Genomic DNA, 26340 nt, shown 5'->3' on the forward strand with positions numbered 1-26340 from the left:
TAGCATCAAAAGTCGGTCAGCCTGTGGTATAAATAGCACCCATGAAAATCCTGATTATGAAATTCCGCAATATTGGGGACGTATTGCTAACTAGCCCGATGGCTGAGACATTGGCAACCTTACCCGAACCTCCTGAAGTGACCTTTTTAGTCAAAAAAGGGACTGAGGCTATGCTCACCGGACACCCACATATTAAGCAAGTTTTGACCGTACCTGAACGTCAAAAACACGAATCACCATGGACATTTCTCAAGCGCCAACTCGCTTTTATTCAACAATTACGCGCTGAACGTTTTGATATTAGTATTAATACCACCGAAGGAGATCGAGGTTTAATTTTTGGTTGGTTGAGTGGAGCAAAGCGTCGTATTGGTTATTTAAAGCCTAATGATAAAGGGTGGCGTAAGCATTTAGTCACTGAGCCTCATTTAATGCGCCAAGGGCGTAGGCATACGGTATTACGCAATCTAGATTTATTAACTAATATCGTTAAGCCACAAACGATTAATGTGAGTATTCACTACACTCCGCTCGATGAAATGCGCGTCTTAGATTTATTAAAACAAGCAGGTTGGAATCAAGAGCCTTATGTGCATATTCATCCGGTTTCACGTTGGTTTTTTAAATGTTGGCGTGATGATTATATGGCGCAAACGATTGATACGATTCAAAGCGAATTAAATCTCAAAGTGGTTTTGACCTGTGCGCCTGATACTAAAGAACGTGAAAAACTCAATCATATTATTAGCCTGTGTAAAACCAAACCGCTGGATTTAGGTGGTAAATTAAGTCTTAAAGAAACTGCTGCCTTGTCGAGTCAGGCGAAGTTTTTCTTGGGTGTCGATAGTGCGCCTATGCATATGGCAGCTGCGGTGGATACGCCCGTGATTGCTTTATTTGGTCCTTCGGGTGCTTTCGATTGGGGACCTTGGCCTAATGGTTGGGATCAATTTGAAGTCAATCCCTATCCTCAACGTAATGGTATGCAGCAAGTGGGCAAACATACAGTGATTCAACAGGACTGGAAGTGTGCCCCTTGTGGTAAAGCCGGATGTGAGGACAGTAAACGGAGTCGGTGTTTGGATGAATTAACTCCTTTCCAAAAACACGCTGATATTAGCATACTTCAATTAGCAAAAATATATTCGTGCTAAGAGTTTATAGCTAATTTTTCTGTTTAGTACAATGGTCAATATATTGTTTCGCAACATATTCACTATTGAATTTAGCTAGTAAACTATCATCGATCTGCGGATAATGTTGGAGTGCTTTTGTAATATTGGTAGCTAAAGCATCCACATCACCTACAGGTGACAAGTAATCAGCTAACTCACCTGTTAAAATTTCACTAGGTCCAGTAGGGCAATCTACACTTACTACGGGTGTGCCTAAGATTAAAGATTCAATTAATACTGTAGGTAAACCTTCATTGTTAGATGACATGACAAATAAATCAGCATTTTTAATCCACGGATAAGGGTTTTTCTGAAAACCCGCCAAAATCACTCTATTTTCTAAACTTAAATTGTGAATTTGTGCTTTTAAATTCTCATAAGTTTCATGATCAGAAGCGGTATAAACATCTCCAATAAGTACTAATAAGTGCTTAGGATTAGCCTTATAATAAGCATCTATGAGTAAACGATGATTTTTTCTATTTTCAAACTTTGCAGCATAAATTATATAAGGAGCTGAAGGAAGATTACTAACAAGCTTATTTGCCCGTTCACGAATAACTGCAAAATCGAATGGATTATAAATAGTTGTAATGGTTTTAGGCTTTATACCCACTTTCTTACACAAATCAAACTGCATTGCCTTAGTAATAGCAACTATATTCATATGATTATATATGGACTTATGACGCAAAGTATGTCGCCAAACTCTTTCCTTAGCCTTCCAACCAGTTTTATTACCTACTTTTGATAAAATAAACTCAGACATTGAATTTCGATAGCGAATAAAAATGTTAGGTAGCCTTGATAGCTTAGCAATTCTATCAAAGTCCTCTGAGCTAGATATAAAAAAATCAAATTTTATTCCATCATTTTCTACATTAGATATGGCCTTAATGAAGGTTTTTTTCAATAGAGATTTATTAACTAATTTAAATTTAGATAAAACACCGTTTTCAGTTAAAATATGAATTGAGTAAGCATTTTTATCTATGACATGGTGTATTTCATTTTTTAAAATAAAAACATGCACATCATGACCTAACTTAGCAAAAGTTTCAGCAAAGTTAAGAGTAATGCGCTCTGCTCCACCACCAATTAAGCTATCTATTAACAGACCAATACGTTTTCTCATAAATTAATCATCTCACTGATGGAATACTTAACCTGCTCAGGCTTAATCAAATTCGTGCAAAAGGGCTGGCTACACTCATGCTCGCTTCGCCAACATTGCTTTACCCATGAAATATCACGATTAAATAGCAAACTTTGATTACGACAAGCTACTGATTCTTCCCATAAAGCTACATAAGGACTATTCTGCCAAAACAGCCCTGCACCGAATATCTTTGGTGATCCGGGACCAAATAAAGCTATAGTAGGAGTATTAACTATACGACCTAAGTGGGCAATTCCTGTATCTGGAGCAATTAGCAATTTTGCATTCTTAAGTAAAACCCAAAATTGTGCTAAAGTTAAACTTCCATCATACAAAATGTCTAACTCTTTTATATTTATCTCTTTTAATAACTGTTTTTCATTTTGCCCTATAGACCATGCTACTATAAAACCTTGAGTTCTAAGCCACTGTGCTATTTCATTCCAATAATCTGCCCTCCAATATTTGTGGGGCTTACTAGCACCTATATGTAATACGACATAAGGCTCTTGAGGATAAGAAAATGACTCATACACTGGAATAGGCCAATCACTAGCCTCATAACAAATAGTTTTTTGGGTTACTAGGCTAGTAGTAATATCTCCCCATGCTTTTGATATAGTGGGCCACTCTACTAACTCATTAACCATCCAGTTTTTCCATGCTTGGTCGCCTTTTAAAGCAATAACCCAACGCGTCTTTAAAGATACCGCTAACCATGACCAACGGTTATCTCCCGGAATATACCCTAGATCATAACCTTTTGAGCTTATAATTAAATTAAGCAAATTACGCCAACTGCGCAGATCAAACCCATAAGCATTAACCCCATAAGGCTTACTAGAGTAAAGTGGTACTATATAGGGTGGACATAAAAAATCAATTTGCGCCTCTGGATATTGATTACGTAATGCTTTCAGCAGTGGGCTTAACATTAAGGTATCACCGAGTAGCAAGTAATTAATTATGACTATACGTTTAACTGTGGTGGGGCGGGGAGTAAGTTTTAATAGTGTTAAACGAGATAGTGCAGCTACACTAATAACTAAACGACCCCATAGCCTACTAGACATTGACACCTCACACTAAATCGCGAAACTGTAGTAATGATTCATTTAAAATATACAACTGTAATACTTGCTCCGCTAAATGCTGCTCTCCTGCATAGTAACGGTTTAATAGTAGCTGTACCTGCTGGAAGCTAATTTGTTGATTGGTAAGCTCCGCTAGAGACTTAGCGCATGTTGCTGTGTTAAAACTCAAGTCATTATGTAACCAACTATCTAAGGGTGGATTAAAACCATATTTTTTTTGTAATATTGGATTTAGTGCCTCAGGGAAGCTACTTAGGTTAACTAAAGCTTTTTTAGGTGGCTGAGTAAAACGTTTCTGAGCAGATAAGCCTATTACTGTCTGTACAAAATAATGATCAAGTAAAGGAGACCGTCCCTCTAGACCATGAGCCATGGTCATTAAATCTGCTTTACGCAAAATATATTCGGGTAAATAATTTTGCTGATCAATTGCTAACAAGGTATCAATAGTATTAGAGATAGCAGATGGTATACGCCAATAATGTGGCTGAATAATTAAATCTGGCTGTAAAGCTATGCGCTGTCCAATATTGAAACCTGAAAAACGTAAACTATAGGCATCCACCCAACTTAAAGCTATTTCATTCCAAATTTTACTTATACCTTTACGCTGAATGGATTTTATTTTTGGTAATGGTAGACGCCACTCACCTCGCCAAGCAGAACGCATATGCTGCTGATAGCGCTTATACCCTGCAAATAACTCATCTCCCCCATCACCATTGAGTACTACTTTTACTGATTGTGTTGCTGCTTTGGATAAATACCATAAAGGAAAACTAGAAGGATCAGCAAAAGGCTCATCTAAATCAGCAACAATACGACTAAAATCGCCCTCTATTTTTGTGGGAATATCAATACTGACTTGGGGCATATTTAAATGATTGGCTAATTGCTCAGCCCTTTTACTCTCATCTAAATAGCTATCTAAAAATCTAGCCGTAAAAGCTTGAATATTACTAAAACCTAAACTAGCTAGCCGTTGAGCTAATACACTAGAGTCTACACCACCGCTTAAAAATAGACCTACAGGACGATCGGCTACTGTGCGTAATTGAATAGCCTCATCTAGCACAGTAGTACTTAGTGCATTCTGTTTTGAAGGCTGGATTTGCCAGTAACAATGCTGGGTGAGTGTTTGTTGCTTTAGATCATAACGTAAGTAGTGACCATTTTCTAAACGCTTTACTCCTTGCAAAAGCGTATGCGGTGCAGGTATATAACGGTGAGCCAAATAGGCATCAATACTTATACTACTGAAATCTTTTGCCTCTTTAGGTAGCCACGGCAATAAGGTACGTACAGTAGAGGCAAAGGCAAAACCTTTGTGGCTATGGTGATAAACAATAGGTTTTAAGCCCATACGATCTCTTAAGAGATAGAGACTAAAAGAGCGCAAATCTAAAATTGCTATTGCAAACATACCTCTAAGACGTGGGATTAGCCCCTCTAATCCCCAGTAGTGATAAGCATGCAAAATAAACTCGGTGTCTGAATAGCTCTTAAAAATAAAACCTTGCTGTTTGAGAAACTCAGCATCTTGTTCCCAACCATAAACCTCACCATTGTAACAAAGCCAAATAGTGCCTTCATTATTAGACATAGGTTGATTAGCATTGACACTTAAATCTCGTATGGATAAGCGAGTATGTAGTAATGCTAAATGAGGATTATGATTACTTGGCCTAAAATCAGCATCCCATCCTTGCCATTGTTGCGCATCAGGCCCGCGCTGAGCTAAATGATGTAATACTTTAGATAATAACTCATTAGTTAAAACCTCATGCCCTATAATCCCTGCAATACCGCACACACTACTAACCTTATTTTTTTAGTACCGATTGAAAAACCATTTCCATTTTATCTAACATAGCTACTACACCGAATAAAGCTTGAGCACGTTCATAACCAGCTATAGCTAATTGTTGGGCTAATACAGGTTGTTGGAGTAGTTTGTTAATAGCGTTCACAATCGCTTGACTACTATGAGTATCAACTAATAGCCCTGTGTCACCATCTTGCACAGCATCGGTCATACCTCCTACAGCGGTAGTAATGACAGGTATGCGACTTGCCATAGCCTGCATTACTGCTTGGGATACGCCTTCATCACCATACGAAGGTAAAACAAAAATATCCATTGCATTCAACCATAACTCTGGGTTGTCCTGTTGCCCTACACAGAGTACTTTAGATTTAAGCCCTAGCTGATCAATAAATTTATTAATATTATCAGCTTGTGGACCATCACCTACTATTAATAAACGTAAATCAGTATGTTGTTCACTTAGTAGCTTAAAAGCTTCAATTAAATAATGGTGTCCCTTCCAATTACGTAGCGTAGCTAAGATACCAATAATAGTCCCTTCAATACCTAGCTGAACTTTGATAGCAGCGCTATCTCTAGGAAAAAAACGCGATAAATCAATTCCTGTAGGAATAGAAGTAATATGTTTAGCTACAAAATGATTATGCTCAATTAAGTGGCGTTTTAATGGTTCGCCTGTCACTACAATATGCTGAGCAGCAGATTGATACAACCATCGTGTTGCTCTATCTAAGCTAATAGGGGAAGAAACATGACGAGTTCTAACAATAGGACGTTTATCTAGTAATAATTGTTGAGCTAATGCTACTAACCAAGAATCGGTGGAGCTATGGGTATTTATTAAGTCAAATGTTTTGATGTGAGTTTGTAACCATTTTCTTAACCAATATAAACCGCTTAGGTTTTTCCGTGCTATCGGCGCTGCGACTACTGGAATACCTTGTTTTAAGGCAGCTTTGTAAATAGTAGACTCTCTAGGGCATAACAGCTGGATAGCATGACCTCGCTCTATAAATCCCTGAGCCTCGGTTAAAATACGAATTTCCTGACCACCCCAGCCACAAGAGGACTCCGTATGTAAGATCGTCAGTGGTTTCATTGTTGAAGTAATAATACCGTTACCCCGTTAATTCTTAATATAAAACTGTCTTAATAAAAACCCCAAGAGCGCCCCATTAACGCACCAAAACAATAAAGACAAATCACGATGAAACATATCATTTACTTGATTACGTAGCACCACGCCCAATACTACACATAAACCAGCTACTGCCAAAGATTTTACTAACGGATCTTGTATCCTCCCTTGGACGTGCCAGTAACGACGGGCCAGACAACCCCACACTAACCCAAGCAAGATTATCCCCCCTAAACCTAACTCAATGCCGTAGTTAAGAAAAGTATTATGCGCATGCCACATAATATCCTTGATTTCAGGATGTGCTAACTTCATCGCATTCCTACCAAAACCAAACCCTGTCCAAGGTCGCTCACTCATAATGCTCAAGGTGCGCTCTAAAGCCAATACTCTAGGATCCTCTGAGATAGGAGCAATGCCTAAAACCTCTTCACGCGATTGAATACTAAAGAAAGCTACAGTACTTAAAACAACTATAATGGGTACGATACTGATGAGTATTTTTCTTACAGATACTTGTTGAGGTCGCAATAAAAAGCTAGCTATGAGTAGTTGTGTAATTAGAACAGGTAATACAATACGTTGATTAGTTAACAAACCACCTAAAACTATCATTACAACACAAACCATCACATAAGAGCGATGCATAGGAAAAAGCCACCATGCAGGTAAGGCTAGAGGAAGAACCATGATAATATAAGTGGCAAAACTAGCTGATCCCCCTACTATACTTAACTCGTTCCACGTACCAATAGGGATATATTGCACTATTCCTATTACTGAGTAACAAGCAGCACTGCCCCCTAGAGCAACAAACCAATAACGTAGCCATTGCTCATTTTGGCTTAAGGCTAAAAAAGCTAAGAAACCTACTAAGCCATACCCTATCTCTACTTTGATCTCACTGAGCGAATAACGCCAATCTACTGCATAAGGCAATAATATTAAAGGAATTAATAACCAACATAAAAGCACGTTAAGGCAAGGAAATTTAGGTACTGCTAGCTGTCGCCATTGATATAAAACCATACCTAAGACAAGCGTTAAAGCTAATAAGCGCAGGGCTACTGTATGGGGAAGAGGCAATACCATCAATAGGGTGATTGTTCCTATTAAAGACCAACTTTGAGATAAAGTCATAAATAGCTTTCAAATTTTAAAAAATGCTAACCTAACATTAATTGAAAGGGGTTAGAAATCTCTTATGTCAATATTGTCTTATAGACAGCAATCAACTCTCTAATCATACGTTCAATGGGATACTGTTCTACTGTCTTACGTGCCCTCTCCCCCATCAACACCCAATCACTTTTGGAACTCAGCACATCCACTAACGCTTGAATAGGTTTAATAGGTACGACAAAACCATTTTCTCCCTGCTCGATCAGCTCTTTATTACCGCAGTGCTGACTGGTAATGACAGGCAAGCCCATCGCCATAGCCTCTAGTATCACATTGGGAGCGGGATCATACCAAGCCGGATGCACTAAAACATCTGCGGCTTGATAGGCAGGGCGCACATCCTTCATTACTCCCAAAAATTTAACTCGATGAATAATACCCCATTGTAGGCAAATTTTTTGATAATTTTTCAGATGCTTATCTTGACCTACTACTAACAACTGCCAAGTGGGCGAACGGATTAACGCCTGTAAAATTAAAGGCAGTCCTTTGCGCTCAAAACCAGAACCTACAAACAACAAAGTCGGCATATTAGCCTTGATACCTAGTGACTCACGCGCCTTAAGCTTTTCTGCCATGCTTGGTGGAGTGAAATAATCTAAATCAATGCCATTACGCACCAGATGCAATGAACTAGGATCAACCTTGGGATAGTGGAGCAAAATCTCTTGTCTGACTTGCTCGGAATTACAAATTACCGCTTGCAGATTAGGATGCTGAAAAAGCTCCGACTCCGCTTTTAAAACCGCTTGATGAAAAGCATCGCGTGCTTGCCACCAGCGCCCTATTCGCCCTAAATACTCACCACGAATCCTTAACCATTCTGCATGCACGCCATCCCCCGCACGATAAATTTGACATCCGGGCACGCGCTCATGCGACTGTACCCAATCAAAGGTATGTTGCTTTAATAAATTTTGGGTATTGTTAATAAAATGCTCAAAGCGAGCAGTACGAGTCCAACCTTGTCTAGGTATTTTCAATACTTGAAAATTAGCCTCACTCCCCTGCCAACTTTCAGTAATTAGGCTAATATCCAAGGGGTGATACTGTTGCAACCCTGTTAGCATCCGTTGGATAATGCGCTCGGCGCCACCGTCAGGGCGGTAGCTTTGGCGGATAATGGCAAGACTTTGTGTCATAAAGGTATCAATATTATAAATATGTTAGGTAAAACAAAGCCTTTAAGCAGACTTTCTAGACTTATATTTTATATTGCTCAATGGACTATGTAAGTTGGTACAAATATATTTTTAATGCTCAACCAATAGCAAGATTCGATATAAAATCTCTTCATTAATTTCAATGAGCTTACTGAGCATGATTCAGTCTTTAAACCGTATTCTAGTTATTCGCCGTGATAATATAGGTGACTTAATTTGTACTACTCCACTGCTTAGTCAATTACGCGAGACTTATCCATCTGCTCAAGTAGATGTACTAGTGAATAGCTATAATTATGATGTCATTGCTTTAAACCCTGACGTAAATAATGTTTATGTTTATACTAAAGTAAAACATCGTGAGCACAATCAATCACTTTGGAGTGTAATTTGGCAACGTTTCCAACTCATACGTGAGCTTAGATCTCAACATTATGATGCCATCATATTAGCAGGTGGATTTTCGAAACATGCTGAGAAATTAGCTAAGCAAATTAGATCACCGATGATTATCGGCATGCCACCTGTAGAGACTAAATCAAGCATTATTAATCACCCTACTCACGTACCACTAGCATTACATGAGGTAGAACAAACTAGCTGCCTGCTTATAGCATTGGGCATTGAACCTAGACCGCAATGCTTAACCTTATATTATGACCCTATACTCTACGATCAATATAAACAACGCTTAACTAAACAATCTTGGTATAGTAGCCGCCCCGTCATAGGCTTACATATTAGTGCCCGCAAAGTAGATCAACGCTGGCCTGCTGAATATTTTGTAGAGCTAGTTCAACAATTATATACCCAGCACAACTACCAATTCTTACTATTTTGGTCACCCGGTGATGAAACTAATAAGCATCATCCAGGTGATGATCAAAAAGCTCAAGCCATTATCAACGCCCTCTCATCACAAATCCCCCTTTTGGCCTACACAACAAAAAAGTTGCGAGAACTAATTGCGGCTATGAATCTATGTGACGCTTTCATCTGTAGCGATGGGGGAGCAATGCATATAGCAGCAGGCTTAGGCAAACCTATAGTATGTTTTTTCGGCTCTAGTGATGCACAACGATGGCATCCTTGGGGAGTTCCACACAGAGTAATACAATCTGACAGCAGACAGGTGATAGATATTAACCCCATACAAGTCAGAGATGCTTTGGAGTTTTTAAATATAAAAGGTTAAAAATCATATAAAAAGATAATTTTTTTATATCCCCTTGCTATAGGCTTAACAATTGCAGACAATTACCCGCACTTTTACATGCTCTTTAATAGATACCCCCTATCCATAATCGATTTTTTAGACAAGAGGCGGCTTGCTACTCATGTAATGGATTTTGTTTATACTGCATTGGCACGGTAGGGCGGTAGCGTATTCTCAAAAATACATAGCTTTTTGATGTTTTTATCATCACCTCGTAATCTAAGTACCTCAGCCTAAATTTTTTACATTTATATCATTTAAATTCAATGAGTTATGCTCATAAACACGTGAAAGCTTCAGCCTAGCTACTTATCTTATATTAAACCCTTTGAGCTAAACATGAAATCACTACATGACTCCATATTGGCCATTATTGGCTTAGGCTATGTTGGCCTTCCACTAGCAGTCGAATTTGGCAAAATCCTCCCCACCATCGGCTTTGACATCAATAAAGCACGTATAGAGGAACTCAAAGGGGGTAATGATCACACGCTAGAAACGACGCCCGAAGCAATACAAGCAGCTAAGCACCTACACTATACGACCCAATTAGATGATTTACGGGATGCAAATATCTTTATTGTCACCGTACCCACCCCGATTGATGAACATAAACGTCCTGATTTAATGCCTCTCATCAAAGCTAGCGAAAGTATAGGAAAGGTTATTAAAAGGGGTGATGTAGTCATTTATGAATCTACCGTATATCCGGGGGCTACCGAAGAAGATTGTATTCCTGTGATTGAGCGCGTATCAGGCTTGCAGTTTAACGTAGATTTTTTCGCAGGCTACTCTCCCGAACGTATTAATCCCGGTGATAAAGTTAATACCTTAACTACTATTAAAAAAGTAACCTCCGGCTCTACTCCTGAGGTCGCCGCCTATGTTAACCAACTTTATCAACAGATTATTAAAGCAGGCACCCACTTAGCACCTAGCATTAAAGTCGCCGAAGCCGCTAAGATCATTGAAAATACCCAACGTGATTTAAATATTTCATTAATGAATGAGTTGAGTATTATTTTCTCACGGATGGGCATAGATACAGTGAGTGTCTTAGAAGCTGCTGGAACCAAGTGGAACTTTTTACCCTTTCGCCCAGGTTTAGTTGGGGGCCATTGTATTGGTGTTGATCCTTATTACCTGACTGATAAAGCAGAAAAACTAGGCTATATTCCCCAAGTGATTCTTGCAGGTCGGCGTATTAATGACAATATGGGTCGCTATGTTGCACGTACTACGGTCAAAAAGATGATTCAAAATGGTGTAAATCCTAACGGTGCACGAGTAGGCGTAATGGGGGTTACGTTCAAGGAAAATTGCCCTGATATACGTAACTCTAAAGTGATTGATATTATTCGCGAACTGGAAGACTTTGGCGTGGTTCCAGTAGTCACTGACCCTTGGGCTAATGCTGAAGAAGTAGCGGCTGAATATTCAGGGGTCAAGCTCACTCAACTTACCCCTCAAGCTCCTGTTGATGCCTTAATTGTTGCTGTAGCGCACCAAGAATTTACTAAACTGAAGCCACAAGAATTGCATGCATTGCTACGGGGTAGTAAACCGGTACTCACTGACATCAAATCTCTATACGATCCTGCTGCTTTGCAGGCACTTCACATTACCGTATGGCGTCTATAACTATGTTCCCTACCATTACTGACCGTAAAATCCGCATAGCTGTTGTAGGTTGCGGGCGTATTGCCAAAAATCATTTTGGCTCTATTGAGCAGCATCAACAAGATCTGGAGCTAGTCGCTGTTTGTGATATTGATCCTACTCAATCAGCTCCTTATGCAGAGCGCTTCGATGTACCCGCGTACCTTCGTATGGAAGACATGTTACAGCGCCACCAACCTGATCTGGTGGCGTTATGTACACCCAGTGGTCTACATCCCGACCAAGCTGTATTAGCTGCCAAATACGGTGTACATGTCATCACTGAAAAGCCGATGGCTACTCGTTGGTCTGATGGGGTACGCATGGTAAAAGCCTGTGATGAGGCAGGCGTTCGGTTATTTGTAGTCAAGCAGAACCGCCGCAATACCACCTTACAATTACTCAAACGCGCCACTGAGGAAAGACGTTTCGGCAAAATTCACATGGTGCATCTCAATGTATTTTGGACGCGTCCTCAATCCTACTATGACCAAGGTAATGGCTGGCGAGGTACATGGGAATTCGATGGCGGTGCATTCATGAATCAAGCTAGCCATTATGTTGATTTATTAGATTGGCTCATAGGTCCAGTAGATAAAGTTCAAGCCATGACCAGCACCACCCGTGATATTGAGGTGGAAGATACGGGCGTATTAAACGTGCGCTGGCGCAATGGGGCCTTAGGTTCTATGGCAGTTACTATGCTGACTTATCCCAAAAACTTAGAAGGTTCAATCACGATCTTAGGTGATAAAGGCACAGTACGCATTGGTGGAGTTGCGGTTAACGACATTCAGCTATGGCAGTTTGACGAACCACGTGATTATGATGCACACATTCAGAGTGCCAATTATGAAACCACTTCGGTGTATGGCTTTGGGCATCCGCTGTATTACAACAATATAGTAGAGGTAATGCGTGGTCATGCTGAACCTGAGACGGATGGGCGTGAAGGTCTAAAGTCGCTGGAACTATTGATTGCAGCTTATTTGTCGGCACGTGATGGTAAGACTATCTCTTTGCCATTGGAGTTTTAGGTGTGAATGACATTTTTATCCACCCCACTGCTATCGTTGATGAAGGTGCTCAAATTGGTTCCGGTAGTCGGGTTTGGCACTGGGCACATGTATGCGGAGGTGCTCGTATTGGTAATGGTGTATCCCTAGGGCAAAATGTCTTCGTTGGCAACAAGGTCGTGATCGGCAATCAATGCAAAGTGCAGAACAATGTCTCTGTGTATGACAATGTAATACTGGAAGATGGAGTGTTTTGCGGTACTTAGCATGGTATTTACCAATGTTTATAACCCACGGGCATTAGTGGAGCGTAAGGATGAATACCGCAATACCCTAGTCAAACGTGGTGCAACGTTAGGGGCTAACTGTACCATCGTTTGTGGTGTTACCATTGGAGAATTTGCCTTTATCGGTGCAGGTACTGTTGTTAACAAAGATGTACCTGCTTACGCGCTGATGGTGGGTGTACCTGCTAAGCACATTGGCTGGATGAGTGAATACGGCGAGAAACTGGATTTGCCCCTCTGTGGTGAAGCGATAGCTACCTGCCCCCACACGACCCAACAGTACCAGCTCTCTAATAAAGTATGTAAAAGAATCAGTTAATTATGACCCAACCTTTAATCCCTTTCATCGATCTTAAAGCTCAATACAAAGCTTTAGAGCAACAAATTAGACAGCGTATTGATGCCGTTTTAGAGCACGGTCAATACATTCTGGGACCTGAAGTCAAAGAACTTGAAGATAAACTGGCTATTTATACGGGTTCTAAGCATTGTATTACCGTGGCTAGTGGTACTGAAGCGTTATTAATGAGTTTAATGGCGCTGGGTATTAGTGCTGGGGACGAGGTAATCACTACGCCATTTACCTTTGTAGCGACGGCCGAGGTGATTGTGTTGTTAGGCGCCAAACCAGTTTTTGTAGATATTGAGCCGGATACCTGCAATATTGCCGCCCATTTGATTGAAGCCAAAATCACCGAAAAAACCAAAGCGATCATGCCAGTAAGTCTGTATGGTCAACCGGCGGACATGGATGAGATTAACGCCATTGCTGCTAAATATAATTTACCTGTGATTGAAGATGCCGCCCAAAGCTTTGGAGCCACTTATAAAGGTAAGAAAAGCTGTAACCTTTCCACCCTTGGCTGTACCAGCTTCTTCCCTAGTAAGCCGCTAGGTTGCTATGGAGATGGTGGAGCTATTTTCACCGATGATGATGGTTTAGCTCAAGCTTGTAGAGAAATCCGTGTGCATGGTCAAAGTCGGCGCTATTACCATACTCGTGTCGGCGTTGGTGGGCGCATGGATACCTTGCAATGTGCGATTGTGCTGGCAAAGCTAGAGCGCTTTGACTGGGAAGTAGAGCAACGCTTGCTTATTGGGCAACGGTATAACCAACTAATGGATGATGCTGGCATTCAGCGAGTGCAGCAACGCGAGGATCGAACCAGTGTATTTGCACAATACACAATCATGGTTGAGAACCGTAGTGAGGTAGAGGCTCGACTTAAGGCGGCTGGTGTTCCAACAGCAGTACATTACCCTATTCCACTCAATGAGCAGCCCGCCTATCAGCATTTGTGTTGTGCGGATTGTACGCCTATTGCGAAGGATAGAGCGCAGCATGTGATGAGTTTGCCGATGGATCCTTTACTTTCTTATAGCTCTCAACGTCAGCTTTTAGAATTAATTAACCAGAATTAAATTGATTTAATATCTCCTATTTTAAAGCCTTATTAAAATGTATAAACAGAAATCTATTGCTGTAGTAGTACCAGCTTATAATGAAGAAACTCAAATTGAATATGTCATAAATACAATGCCAACCTTTGTAGATATGATTATCATTGTAAATGACTGTAGCCGAGACAAAACCTCTGAAAAAGTAAAAAACCATCCGCAATACGCTCATAGAAAAATTACTCTAATTGAACACGAAACTAATCAAGGTGTAGGCGGTGCTATTGCTACTGGTTATAAATTTGCAAGAGATAATAATTACGATATTGCTGTAGTGATGGCAGGCGATGGGCAAATGAATCCACATGACCTACCTGCTATTCTTAACCCAATTGTAGAAAATTTAGCTGATTATACTAAAGGCAATCGTCTTGTTACAGGTGAAGCCTTTAGCAAAATACCTAAAATCCGCTTTTTTGGTAATGCTGCCCTGTCATTAATAACTAAAATAGCATCAGGATATTGGCATATAGCAGACTCACAAACTGGGTATACTGCAATTAATCATGCTGCTTTAAAGGCTATTGATTGGGACAAGATGTACAAACGTTATGGTCAACCTAACGATCTGCTAGTTAAACTTAATGTTGCTAATATGCGAGTTATTGATGTTCCTATTGAGCCTGTTTATGATATTGGAGAAAAGTCTGGTATTAAAGTACGTAAAGTTATTTTTACTATTGGTAGTCTTCTAATTCGTTTATTTTTCTGGAGGCTTAAAGAAAAATATATTATTCGTAATTTTCATCCATTAGTATTTTTCTATGCTTTTGGTTTTTTTGGTCTCACAATTAGTGCCATCTTTTTTATTCGACTTATACTATTATGGGTTTCCCAAGGAGCTATTCCAGAGATAACTTTCCTCAGTTGGCTATTTTCGTTTACCATAGGCTCTAATTCTTTATTCTTTGCCATGTGGTTTGATTATGAAGAAAATAAACACCTTAACCCCCCACTAATGTATCGAGATATAAAACGTATAACTGAAACTTAATCTCATGCAAATATTTTCCTTAATATATAAAAATCTAAAGCAATATAAATTATCGCAAGACATTGCTTGGTCAATGGGCAGCTTTTTTATCCTAGCTATTTCTGGTATAGCCATTAATATAGTAATAACAGTTAACCGAGATGCAACTGAATTAGGTATATTTAATTTAGCTTATGCTATTTATATCGTGGCTAGCCAATTTGCAGTTTGGGGTATTCACTACTCAGTTTTACGATTTTCTGCTTTTTACAAAGAAGATCTAATCAAAAGAAGCTCTATGCTAATTACAGCTTGCATACTAGCTTTTTGTTTAGGCTTAAGTATAGCCTTGATAGTGATACTTATAACTCCTATATTAGGGACGCTATTTGATAGTTATGCAACGGGTTTAGCTATTTATTATGCCGCTTTAGGTTTAGTACTTTTTCCGCTAAATAAAGTTTTATTAGCATACTTAAATGGCTTAAGAGAGATGAGATACTTCTCACTCTTACAGGCTCTTCGTTACTCTATGATCATGCTAGTAGTGTCAATCATTGTAATATCTCCTCTAGCAATAGAATTCTCAACCACCTCATTTTTAATCGCGGAAACAACTACAACAATAGCTGCCTTATTTATTATCTTTAATAAAAGATTAGTAGCAAAAGCGTTTATTACCTTAGGTTGGGTAAAACAGCATCTTGCATTTGGATCTAAAGGGCTTCTAAGTGGTATGTTTACTGAGATTAACTCGCGAGTTGATGTCATACTAATTGGTTTCTTTTTTAATGAGCATGCAACTGGTATCTATAGTTTTGCTGCTATGCTGGTAGATGGTCTCTATCATATTCTCGCCATGATCAGAATAAATTTTAACCCTATTTTAGTATCTGCCACTCGTGATTGTAACTGGGAAAAAGCTCGCACACTTCGAGCTTATTCTAAAAAGTTTATTTTTCCTATCATATTGATTCTAGCTATCTTGATAATAGGTGCTTATCTCTTTTTAGCTGTTTGGCTAATCCCCAATAAAAATCTATTAGAAGGATTACCATCATTATGTATTTTACTTCTAGGCGTAGTTGGAGTCTCGATATTTGTACCTTTCGATAATCTAATGATTGTATCAGGTCACCCCGGCTATCAAGCTCTTCAACAACTTGCTACTGTAGGTATAAATATTTTAGCTGCAATTATGCTTCTGCCTTTGCTTGGTATAGAAGGCGCTGCATTAGGAACAGCCTTTAGTTATATAACGAATATAACTTTGTTATTGTTATTTGCTTATCGAATCTTAGGCTGGCAATTACTTACTAATCAAACCAATATACTAGCAGTGAGATAAAAACCATGTGTGGAATTTTTGGAGTAGCCGTTAAGCAAAATGCTCCCTTAACAGAAATTAACATCCGAAAGTTATTAAAGACTCTTTACCTACTTTCTGAAAGTCGTGGTAAAGAATCTGCTGGTTTTCATGCTCATTTACCTATAGCATCAAAAGCATGGACTATTAAAGGCGCTCTACCCGCCTCAGAGCTTATCAAATCTACTCAGTATTGCACCACATTAGATACACTGCTTCAAAATACATATCACCCTTCTCAACCATTTCCTAACTCATCTTTTATTACATTAGCACACTCTCGTTTGGTGACTAATGGACGTGCTGAGCGTGCTCAAAATAACCAACCTGTGAGATCAAATGACATCACAATGATTCACAATGGTATTATTGTTAATGTTGATGAGCTATGGAAACAATTCCCCCCTCATACACGTCAAGCAGAAGTAGATACTGAAGTAGCAGCTGCTGTACTCGATAACTTTCTAAATAAGAATTTCGACCCACGTATTGCTGCTCAAATCCTATTTTCCCAACTGAAAGGGACTGCCTCAATAGCTTGGGTACATGCACAATCTGATGTACTAAATCTAGCTACTAATACTGGTGATCTTTACTACTCCATGCTTCCCGATGATTTAGGAGTAATATTTGCTTCTGAAAAACATATACTGAAACAAACCCTAGATACTGACGAATGCACTAAAACCTTAAAAATTAGCCATCTAGAACCATTACAAGCTTTGGTTTTTCCACTAAGCACCGGAGGACAGGCTGAATTATTCTCCTCCCAATTGGATACACTAATATCTACCAAAGTATTTGAACGTCTTGGTCAACCTACTCAGCAATATGATATTGTCTTAGATCACCCTATAGCTCCTAGCACTTTTATACAATCAGCTAATACTTCTCTTTTGCGTTATAATGAAAATAATATTAGACAATTGAAACGCTGCACATGCTGTGTATTACCAGAGACCTTTCCTTTTATTACTTTTAATGACAAAGGGGTTTGTAATTACTGCCAAGGCTATCAACCTAAATATAAAGGTAAAAGTCCTGAACAAGAGCAAAAACAATTTCTCTCGGTAATTGATAAATATCGCTCCAAAGATGGCTTAGCTGATGTGCTTGTACCTTTTAGTGGAGGGAGGGATAGTTGTTATGGATTGCATCTAATAAAACGCGAATTTGGCTTAAACCCTATTACTTTTACCTATGATTGGGGAATGGTAACTGACCTTGCTCGCCGTAATATTGCACGTATGTGTGGGCAACTGGGCGTTCAAAATATTTTAGTGTCCGCTAATATTAAAACTAAACGCGATAACATACGTAAGAATGTTACAGCATGGTTAAAAAAACCTGATCTTGGGATGGTACCACTTTTTATGGCAGGCGATAAACACTTTTTCAAAATTGTGAATGATCTCAAACGTCAAACAGGAATCAAATTAGATTTGTGGTCAGCCAACCCACTTGAAAATACTGACTTTAAATCAGGCTTTTGTGGTGTACCGCCAGATTTCACCAAAAGCAGAGTAGATTATTTATCATTGGGTCGGAAATTAAAAATGGCTGGCTACTATCTCACCCGATTCGCAATCAATCCAAGCTACCTTAATAGCTCTTTATTAGATACATCGAAAGCTTTTTTATCTTATTATATGGAGCCACGCCGAGATTTCTTCTTTATGTTTCATAGCCTAGAATGGAATGAAGATAAAGTTAATACCACTATTCTTAATCAATATGACTTTGAATGCTCTCCAGACTCAACAAGTACATGGCGAATAGGGGATGGAACTGCTCCGTTTTATAATTACATTTATATGACTGCTAAAGGTTTTTCTGAGTTTGACACTTTTCGTAGTAATCAGATTAGAGAAGGTCATATTAGCCGTCAAGAAGCACTTGATCATATTATGGTAGAAAACCGCCCAAGAACTGACGGGCTTATTTGGTATCTTGAGACTATTGGACTAGATTTTAATACAACCATTCGTCGTATTAATGAATTAGACACTATTGGGCTACACCAGTGAAGCGCCCTTCTTTGATGCTATTGATGACGCTTGCGCTTGCTTTCATCACTTGTGAGGTTACAAACATAGCTGCCTTCGAAAAAGAGTCAATGCCAGCTATACAATTCATAAATGATGCTACAACTCCTCCGGATATTAACTCTCCTCCAACTCCTTCTATCCCTAACACAGCAAATGGGCACGAGATTACTATCTTTAATGGAGAATACTGGAAAGTATTTAAACAACACCCTAGCGGTATAATCACCCTTCATTACAAAGATAAAAAAAGTAATCAATTTATTGAGTTTAGCTTACCACGAGCTTGGCGATTTAATTGGTTTCCCATGTTGCATCTTGAAGCTAATAAAGGCGATCTTTACATTATTATTTATGATGTTAAGGAAAATGCCCCTTCTGGTCGCACTCTAGAAACTATACGTAATGGCTTCGATGTTTATCGAATAACACCAAATAAAGATGCCCTGCCTGAGCGTATAGCTGAAAATCTTCAGCTCGGTGGAATTGATACCACCCTATATGGTTCACTAGAACATGACTCACTACACTTATGCGGTGATAATAAGTGTGTTTCAGTGACGAAAAGTGGCGTTTTAGAATGGCAACTAGCTAGTCTTAGTTCCTATGAATGGGTTGAGCTTGTTTTTCATAAACAAAACGCAGCCGCCATTATTCGTAAACGTTATGACGATCGTAGTGATGGTCTGCTAACTAATGAGTTTTCTACCTATTCCCTAGTTCTATTTAATAATAAAGACATTAAACATCTAGAATCTGCACCGAACGATGGAATCCCTTGGCATCTCAAGTGGCAAGAAAACCAACAACACCCTACTTATCGGCTTGCTACAACGCAGAAGGATTTAATAAAGCTCTTTTATTACGATTTCAATCGTATGAGATATCAAGGTCTAATAGATTTCGGCGCTAACAATTTTGAAGGGAGAATAGCTTGGAGCCAAACCTACTACCTTCATGGTCTGCTTTCACTTATAGAGGGGAAACTTCTCGCCTTAGTACCTAAAGACCTAGAACTGTTAAAACAACGTATAGTTTCAGAAATCTCTCTCCTTAGCCAATTATGCAAGGAAGACTACCCTAGTTTTCGTGTGAAGCGATATTCGCTAGAGCGAGAGCCTGTTTTATTTGCTTTGCACTTGGGTCGTATTGCCCATTTGCTGGTGCGTACCCAAGCCATTTTAGGAACAAGTGACATCAACGACTGTCTACCTAAACTGACAATAGAACTTACTCAATTAACGCATACTATTGAGCAGCTCTCTAGCTCTTATGTGCAAAACTTGGGTAATATTTCATACCTCTACTATAGAAAAGGCATGCCCTTCTGGGCAGATGGTGTCAATGTACCTTATAATTATGTTTCTGGTTATGTTGAAGGTTTGCTTTCTATAAATAATAACTCTATAGAAAAAGCTGAAACATTACTAAGCCCTTTATTACTTAATGAGTTTTTAAACAAAACCCCTCAGCTCTGGCGCTATTGGTGGGGAGTAGGCGACCAAGGTTGGAACTCTAGGGATCAAATTTCTTTAAACACTCCTAGCTACTCAGGGAACAAGGGAGCAATGGCTCACATAACTTATAGAACTATGGATGCAAAAGCGCTTCTAGCATTAGAAAACCTGAATTCAACATTAGTAGAAAAAGAACTCATAATGCATTTTCAGAAACTTACTCAAGAAGGTTGGTTACTCCCTGATATGAATGAATACTGGGTGAAGAAAAATAAAACTGTATTGCCTAATCCAATAGTTGCGAAAAGATATCCCCGTAGTACCTCTCCTTGGGAATTGCAGAGCCAACCTTGGGCTATACAAAGTATTATATTAGAAACCCATTAAACTAAAAATCCATATTACTACTCATATCTCGATTAATTGTAAATTTATGTATCAATATCTAAATATAAGCTTAAGCACTATAAGTGCTTACAAATAATACTTATGGTCAATTACATTTATTTTTTAATTCTGGTATTTTTTGCCAGTACTGTCAGTATCATAATTTCATATAATCTACCATGGAAAAAAGAAAGTGTTATGGTGGGTATACCATTTGCCTTTGGCCTTGCTATAGCGCCTCTAATAACTGGCTTGATAGCCATCATAACACTTAATACTTTAGATAAAAACTCACATTCAAATCATCTAATAATACTATTTTCTAGTTTATTTTTATTACTCACGATATTTATACTAATTAGTTACTTAAATAAAAGAAATAAAATCAAATGTAATAATATTATAGAAAAAAAAGAATTAAATTTAGGTATTTTAATATTTTCTTTAGTTTTAGGATGTTGGGCGATATTTTTAGTTTTAAATAGTATTGTCATACCTTTGACTCAAAATGACTCCTTAGAATATGCGATGGTAGGTAGAGTGCTTTTTGAGTCCCGTAGTTTAGAAACATACCCTATTTTAGACGCAACAACAACTTCCTCTGGATTTTATGCACCTTGGACACACCCTCCTCTTTATGTAAGCTTAATTTATTTTAGCCAATTGTTACAAGGTAATGCCGATACTCCGGGTCTAATGAGATTACTAACTCCTTGGTTTGCTTTATGTTCAGTTTATCTAGTATATAAGATAGGTTCTTTATCAAACGTATTAGAAGGTATCTTCTCAGCATTATTTTTCATTTCTACACCTTTATTCTTTTTAGGCGCCGATTCATCTGCTATAGACAGTTTGCCTATATTAGCAGTAAGTATTTTATTAGCATTGTTAATAGGTGTTGAAGAAGATAAGAAACTGTACCCTATTAGTATAGGTTTTTTTTTAGGAGCGGGGCTTTGGACACACTCACAGTTTATCTTGCTCATACCACTAATAGCTTCTATTCTTTTAATAAAAAATGGCTTTGTAAAATGGAAACTATCAATAAGATCTCTTATTATTATTTTTTCTATCAGTTGTGTTGTTATTTATCCAGCCTACGCAAAGAACTATCAACTTTTTGGCTCTTTTATCAGCGATAATCCTAAGGTCTTTGCCTTACCTAACTTAGATTGGGCTGGTTACTTTGAGGTTGCAAGAGGGCTAAATAGCTGGTTAGCAAAAATTCAGTACGGTATCCTCAAGCTTTGGTTCGCTATGGATGCCTATCTTTTAGTGTTTTGGTTTATGCTGCTTGGTTTTTATTTCTTTATTAAAAAAACCAATCTTAGACTCAATCATATATTTATTAATGGCATTTCAAGCACCTATGAGAACATTAGTGTTTCAGTTATTTTAGTAACTTTTTATGTTATTGGCATAATAATTTCTGTTGTTTTAGGTATAGACTTAATGATAAAAAATGAACGTTATGCTTTAATAATACTACCAGCGGCGGCGGTTATAGCAGGACACGGTACTTATCAGCTCTATAGAAAGTTTCTTTTAAAGATCAGCGTTAAACGAACCAATATTAAAACTGAGTTTGCTTACTTTATCAATTTGCTGTTTATTTTGTTTTTCATAGTACAACTTACTATTATCAATTGGATACCCAGATGGAGAATTATCTATACTACTGATGAGAAGCCTACAACATTACAGCAAGCTTTAAATGCATCTCCATTATCCTTTAAAGAAAAGCAACTCACTAATTTAAAAAAACATTTAAATATCAGAGCAATAAAATGGATAAATGATAACACTCCTAAAAACTCAATTATTTTATCTCTACGACCAGCAGATATGTATTATGCTGAGAGAAAAATGGTTAGTTACCTAGATGAAAGACTGGTTAGCTTTTATTTAACAGAAGATAAAATTTCAGCATTTAATAAGCTAACAGATCTAAATATTCAATATATTCAAAAATCCGATTATGACTTTCCTATTTATTATAATAGTCAGCTAAGAAATATACTTAATGATGCTAATTTAACAGAGCTAGTTTATGAGTCAGGTGGAAATCAAATATATAAACTATTAAAAAACTCTCAAAATAATAGTAGTGGTAATATGATCGCGCTCACTATTAGCAATGAGTGGTCTAAGTGGAAGCAATATAATGGTATTTATAAGCTAATTAATAGATACCCCTATGATATAAAAACTGAATATAACAAAATTATAGAATCTAAAGCTACTAGGTACCTACCCATTTTTCATCGAGACTTTTCGTCTATGGTTGCTATAGGCATAGGGACTGATTATATTTATCCAGATGATCTGTCGACAATGATAAGTTTAACCGATGAAAATGAAGTTCAGATTTATATTGATTTCAAAGGCAAAGGCTTCATACGATTTTGGTTAGAACAAATTGACTCTATGGGAAACATTATCAGTGAAACAAATCATCAAAAAGGTAGAAATCTTATAGGTGAGCTAGTGTTAAACTCTAATAAAACTACTCACTCATTTGAGCATCGTATTAAAATAAAAAAATCAGCTCAATATCTAAGAGTATTAATAGAGCATATAGGCTACTCGGAATTATCTGTTAATTATTTTAAAGTAATTAAGATTTATTAAAAGGTATTCTTGTGTTAAGAAAATCAACTATTCTAAATTTAATAACAGGAGATTTTTTAAATCAGCTAACTATTATATTATCATTTCCTATATTAATTATATTATATACACCTCAAGATATAGGTTACTGTGGTGAGTTTCTATCTTATTTATCCTTACTATCTATTTTAGTTACTCTAGGTTATGACTTAGCAATCATAAACCCTGATAAAAACAAATCTTTTATATACTTTCAAGCCAGCATTCAATTTTCTTTAATAAACTCTTTGATAGTTAGCTTAATATTTTTAATATTTTTTAACGAGTTAGATTTTTTTAGTGATAACATGTTAATATTATCGGCTTGGGTTTACAGTATTATATTCCTTATAGGTCTAATATTTACTAGTTTATACTCACCCATCAGATATTTTTACCTAACTAATAACAAGGCTAATGATGTCAGCCAAGCTACAATACATCACTCGCTGATAAGAGTATTTGTACTAATAGGGGTATACTATACTAATCTTGGTTGGATAGGTATTGTTCTCAGCGAAATAATTAGTAAAGGTTATTTTGTTATTTTTCTTTTTTTAAGAAGAGGAAATATTACAAAAAATACTTCATTTAAAAATCAGTCTATTATTGAAATTTTTAAAAAAAATTATCAATACCCTTTCTTTGTAATGCCATCTAGTTTTATTGATACATTTGCCACATTAGCTCCACTATTTTTTATTACCTACCTATATAAAACCCATGAATATACAGGATTATTTTTTCTAGCCACAAAAATAATATATACTCCTATAAACCTTCTATCAAAGTCTTTTTCAGATATATTTCATATAGCCATATCTAGTTATATGAAAGAAAGTGAAAAAAAAATCATTTCTTTTTTTCATAGCTCTTTTATAAAGATTTTGCTCATAAGCCTGTTAATTTACTTACCTCTAGGTTCTCTAGCTGTAATTACTATTCCTATCTTTGTTAGTGATATGTGGAAGGACCTAGGGCTGTTAATATTTATATTAATACCTATTGCTTTAGGGAAAGCTCTAACTAGTATCTTAGGTCGAGCTATATTAATATCCAAAAAAAGAAGTATCAAATTTATAGTTGATTTAACAAGATTAGTGCTACCACTTACTTCTCTATACTTAGGTCATACCCTTGAATTAAGCTTTTTTGAAAACCTCACACTATTTAGCCTTACAGTACTTATTGCTGATTTATTTTACATAGTGGTGGTCAGATACTCACTAAACTATCTAGATTTATAGAATTATAATGTGTGGCATATTCGGAATAATTAATAAACTTGGTGAGGTTTCCACTCAGCTCGTACAGCAAATGACCAATCTAGTTAGTCATCGTGGTTTAGATGGTTCTGGCTATTATGCAAAAAAAAATTTAGGATTAGGTCACCGTCGCCTAGCTATTATTGATACTAGTACTGATGGATTACAACCATTAAAACACTGTAGTCGCCCTATTTATATTACCTATAATGGAGAAATTTATAATTATCTTGAAATTCAAAAAATTCTAATCAAACGTGGACATAGATTTAAAACTAAAACAGATACTGAGGTTATTTTGAATGCCTATGTAGAATGGGGTACGGATTGCTTAAAATACTTTAACGGTATGTGGGCTTTCGCTATTCTAGATGAATCTAAAGATAGTTTATTTATTGCACGTGACCGTTTTGGTGTCAAACCGTTTTACTACATTAACACTACAGAGGCTTTTGCGTTTGGATCTGAGATTCGTCAACTTCTTCCTTTTTTATCTACTCGTCAAACTCATTCAGAGTTAATACAAGATTTTTTAATTTGCGGATTATCCGATCAATCATCTACATTAACTTTTTTCAAGGAAATATATAAGCTTCCAGCCAGCCACTTTGCTGTCATTGAATTAAGAGCTATCAATTCACCATTAAATATCCAACCCTATTACCAAATAAATAATGCGAGTACGATGGCAGTATTACCTCAAGAAAGTATAGAGATAGTACATCAAACTCTTGGGGAATCTATAAGATTAAGGCTGCGCTCCGATGTTACAGTAGGTAGCTGTCTCTCAGGTGGTCTTGATAGTTCTACTATAACAGCCATAGCGAATAAATATTATGAGAATGAAAATAATAAATTTCAAACAATTACTGCTATTAGCGAAAGCTCAATTAACAGTGAGGAATCCTATGCTCAATTAGTTACTTCAGCATTAAGCACCAACTGGATTAAAACAAAGCCATCTTATAATGATTTTTCCCAAGTTATTTCTTCTATTATTGATATACAAGAAGAGCCTTTTGGAGGACCTTCAGTTATAATGCAATATTATGTAATGCAGGCCGCAAAAGAACATAATATAAAAGTTCTATTAGATGGACAAGGTGGGGATGAGTTGTTCTTAGGCTATGAACGTTACTATGCTGCATGGCTTAAATCGCAATGGCCTAAGAGCACAATTACTGATTTTCTAAGCAACATAGTATCATTAAAAAACCATAATAATTTATCCTATCTTGCACTTTTCAAGCATATTATTGGAAATAATAATAGTTATATACGCAATTTTGAATACCGAAGACGCTCTGCCATTCTCAAAAATATTAACACTCCAAAGGAAATGATAAATTTTATAAAAAACAATAATAATATGTATAACTTACAAAAAATAGATATAACTACTACTAATTTACCTATGTTACTACGTTTTGAGGATAAAAACTCAATGCATTTCGGTATAGAAACACGCTTACCTTTTTTAGATTACCGCCTAGTAGAGCTAGCATTATCTTTACCTGCTAATATTAAAATCAATGAAGGCTGGACTAAGTGGCCAATTAGAAAAATTGCGGAAAAATACCTGCCACATGAAACCGCATGGCGTCGTAATAAACTAGGATTTGCTGCTCCTAATAATCTCTGGTTAAATCAATATAGCAACTATATGGATCAAGAGATTATTAGAGCTAATTTTTTACATGATTATCTAAAGTTTAAACCTAAAAAAGATGATCTAAGCGGTATAGACTCTAATCTCAAATGGCGTTTGTTTTGTACAGCTAGTTGGGCTCATCACTACTCTATAAGTTAAAGACGCAAAAAGC

The 26340-nt window shown here is 37.3% G+C and carries 18 protein-coding genes and 1 pseudogene; 13 read left to right on the top strand and 6 right to left on the bottom strand.

The genetic code is table 11. The annotated features are described in order from the left end of the window. Positions 1-41 precede the first annotated feature (41 nt). A complete protein-coding gene (gene rfaQ / locus IPL34_RS00860; RefSeq protein WP_296836360.1) occupies positions 42-1154 on the top strand; it encodes a putative lipopolysaccharide heptosyltransferase III in 1113 nt (370 codons plus the stop codon). A gap of 10 nt (positions 1155-1164) precedes the next feature. Here the strand turns inward: rfaQ and IPL34_RS00865 are convergent, their stop codons facing one another. The 6 genes from IPL34_RS00865 to IPL34_RS00890 all read right to left on the bottom strand — a co-directional run bounded on the left by IPL34_RS00865 (position 1165) and on the right by IPL34_RS00890 (position 8718). Then, positions 1165-2310 (bottom strand): glycosyltransferase, encoded by a 1146-nt coding sequence (locus IPL34_RS00865; RefSeq protein WP_296836362.1) that lies wholly within the window; start codon positions 2308-2310, stop codon positions 1165-1167. Continuing rightward, positions 2307-3269 carry a glycosyltransferase family 9 protein gene (locus IPL34_RS00870; RefSeq protein WP_296836364.1) on the bottom strand — a complete coding sequence of 321 codons (963 nt, stop codon included), beginning with the start codon at positions 3267-3269 and terminating at the stop codon, positions 2307-2309. The genes IPL34_RS00865 and IPL34_RS00870 overlap by 4 nt, the downstream gene beginning before the upstream one ends. A 145-nt stretch (positions 3270-3414) precedes the next feature. After that, positions 3415-5241, bottom strand: coding sequence for an asparagine synthase (glutamine-hydrolyzing) (asnB, locus tag IPL34_RS00875; protein ID WP_296836366.1), 1827 nt, complete (start codon positions 5239-5241; stop codon positions 3415-3417). A 10-nt stretch (positions 5242-5251) separates the two neighbouring features. Continuing rightward, on the bottom strand, positions 5252-6355 hold the full coding sequence (locus IPL34_RS00880) for a glycosyltransferase family 4 protein (RefSeq protein WP_296836369.1): 1104 nt from the start codon (positions 6353-6355) through the stop codon (positions 5252-5254). Positions 6356-6382: 27 nt separating this feature from the next. Then, positions 6383-7534 (bottom strand): O-antigen ligase, encoded by a 1152-nt coding sequence (locus IPL34_RS00885; protein WP_296836373.1) that lies wholly within the window; start codon positions 7532-7534, stop codon positions 6383-6385. 62 nt (positions 7535-7596) lie between these two features. Then, complete coding sequence (locus IPL34_RS00890) at positions 7597-8718, bottom strand: glycosyltransferase family 4 protein (RefSeq protein WP_296836376.1); 1122 nt, start codon at positions 8716-8718, stop codon at positions 7597-7599. Between the two features lie 178 nt (positions 8719-8896). On the opposite strand from IPL34_RS00890, the gene IPL34_RS00895 reads away from it, so the two are divergent. The 12 genes and pseudogenes from IPL34_RS00895 to asnB (IPL34_RS00950) all read left to right on the top strand — a co-directional run bounded on the left by IPL34_RS00895 (position 8897) and on the right by asnB (IPL34_RS00950) (position 26327). Beyond that, complete coding sequence (locus tag IPL34_RS00895) at positions 8897-9934, top strand: glycosyltransferase family 9 protein (protein ID WP_296836379.1); 1038 nt, start codon at positions 8897-8899, stop codon at positions 9932-9934. 360 nt (positions 9935-10294) lie between these two features. Continuing rightward, on the top strand, positions 10295-11596 hold the full coding sequence (locus IPL34_RS00900) for a nucleotide sugar dehydrogenase (RefSeq protein ID WP_296836382.1): 1302 nt from the start codon (positions 10295-10297) through the stop codon (positions 11594-11596). A gap of 2 nt (positions 11597-11598) precedes the next feature. Next, positions 11599-12651, top strand: a complete 1053-nt coding sequence (locus IPL34_RS00905; RefSeq protein ID WP_296836385.1) for a Gfo/Idh/MocA family oxidoreductase — start codon at positions 11599-11601, stop codon at positions 12649-12651. An 11-nt stretch (positions 12652-12662) separates the two neighbouring features. Further along, positions 12663-13236, top strand: a pseudogene (locus tag IPL34_RS00910) (acyltransferase). Positions 13237-13238: 2 nt separating this feature from the next. Beyond that, positions 13239-14339 (top strand): DegT/DnrJ/EryC1/StrS aminotransferase family protein, encoded by a 1101-nt coding sequence (locus IPL34_RS00915; RefSeq protein ID WP_296836388.1) that lies wholly within the window; start codon positions 13239-13241, stop codon positions 14337-14339. Positions 14340-14376: 37 nt separating this feature from the next. Continuing rightward, complete coding sequence (locus IPL34_RS00920; RefSeq protein WP_296836391.1) at positions 14377-15369, top strand: glycosyltransferase family 2 protein; 993 nt, start codon at positions 14377-14379, stop codon at positions 15367-15369. Positions 15370-15373: 4 nt separating this feature from the next. Continuing rightward, positions 15374-16696 carry an oligosaccharide flippase family protein gene (locus tag IPL34_RS00925; protein WP_296836394.1) on the top strand — a complete coding sequence of 441 codons (1323 nt, stop codon included), beginning with the start codon at positions 15374-15376 and terminating at the stop codon, positions 16694-16696. A 5-nt stretch (positions 16697-16701) separates the two neighbouring features. Next, positions 16702-18741, top strand: coding sequence for a hypothetical protein (locus IPL34_RS00930; protein ID WP_296836397.1), 2040 nt, complete (start codon positions 16702-16704; stop codon positions 18739-18741). Continuing rightward, positions 18738-20603 (top strand): hypothetical protein, encoded by a 1866-nt coding sequence (locus tag IPL34_RS00935; protein WP_296836400.1) that lies wholly within the window; start codon positions 18738-18740, stop codon positions 20601-20603. Before IPL34_RS00930 ends, IPL34_RS00935 begins: the two co-directional genes overlap by 4 nt. Positions 20604-20801: 198 nt before the next feature. Beyond that, on the top strand, positions 20802-23234 hold the full coding sequence (locus IPL34_RS00940) for a glycosyltransferase family 39 protein (RefSeq protein ID WP_296836403.1): 2433 nt from the start codon (positions 20802-20804) through the stop codon (positions 23232-23234). Positions 23235-23245: 11 nt separating this feature from the next. Further along, on the top strand, positions 23246-24499 hold the full coding sequence (locus tag IPL34_RS00945; protein WP_296836406.1) for a hypothetical protein: 1254 nt from the start codon (positions 23246-23248) through the stop codon (positions 24497-24499). Positions 24500-24506: 7 nt separating this feature from the next. Continuing rightward, positions 24507-26327, top strand: a complete 1821-nt coding sequence (gene asnB, locus IPL34_RS00950; RefSeq protein WP_296836408.1) for an asparagine synthase (glutamine-hydrolyzing) — start codon at positions 24507-24509, stop codon at positions 26325-26327. Positions 26328-26340: the final 13 nt, after the last annotated feature.

Origin of the sequence: Thiofilum sp. (assembly GCF_016711335.1) — a bacterium.
In the GTDB taxonomy this organism is placed as follows: Bacteria; Pseudomonadota; Gammaproteobacteria; order Thiotrichales; family Thiotrichaceae; genus Thiofilum.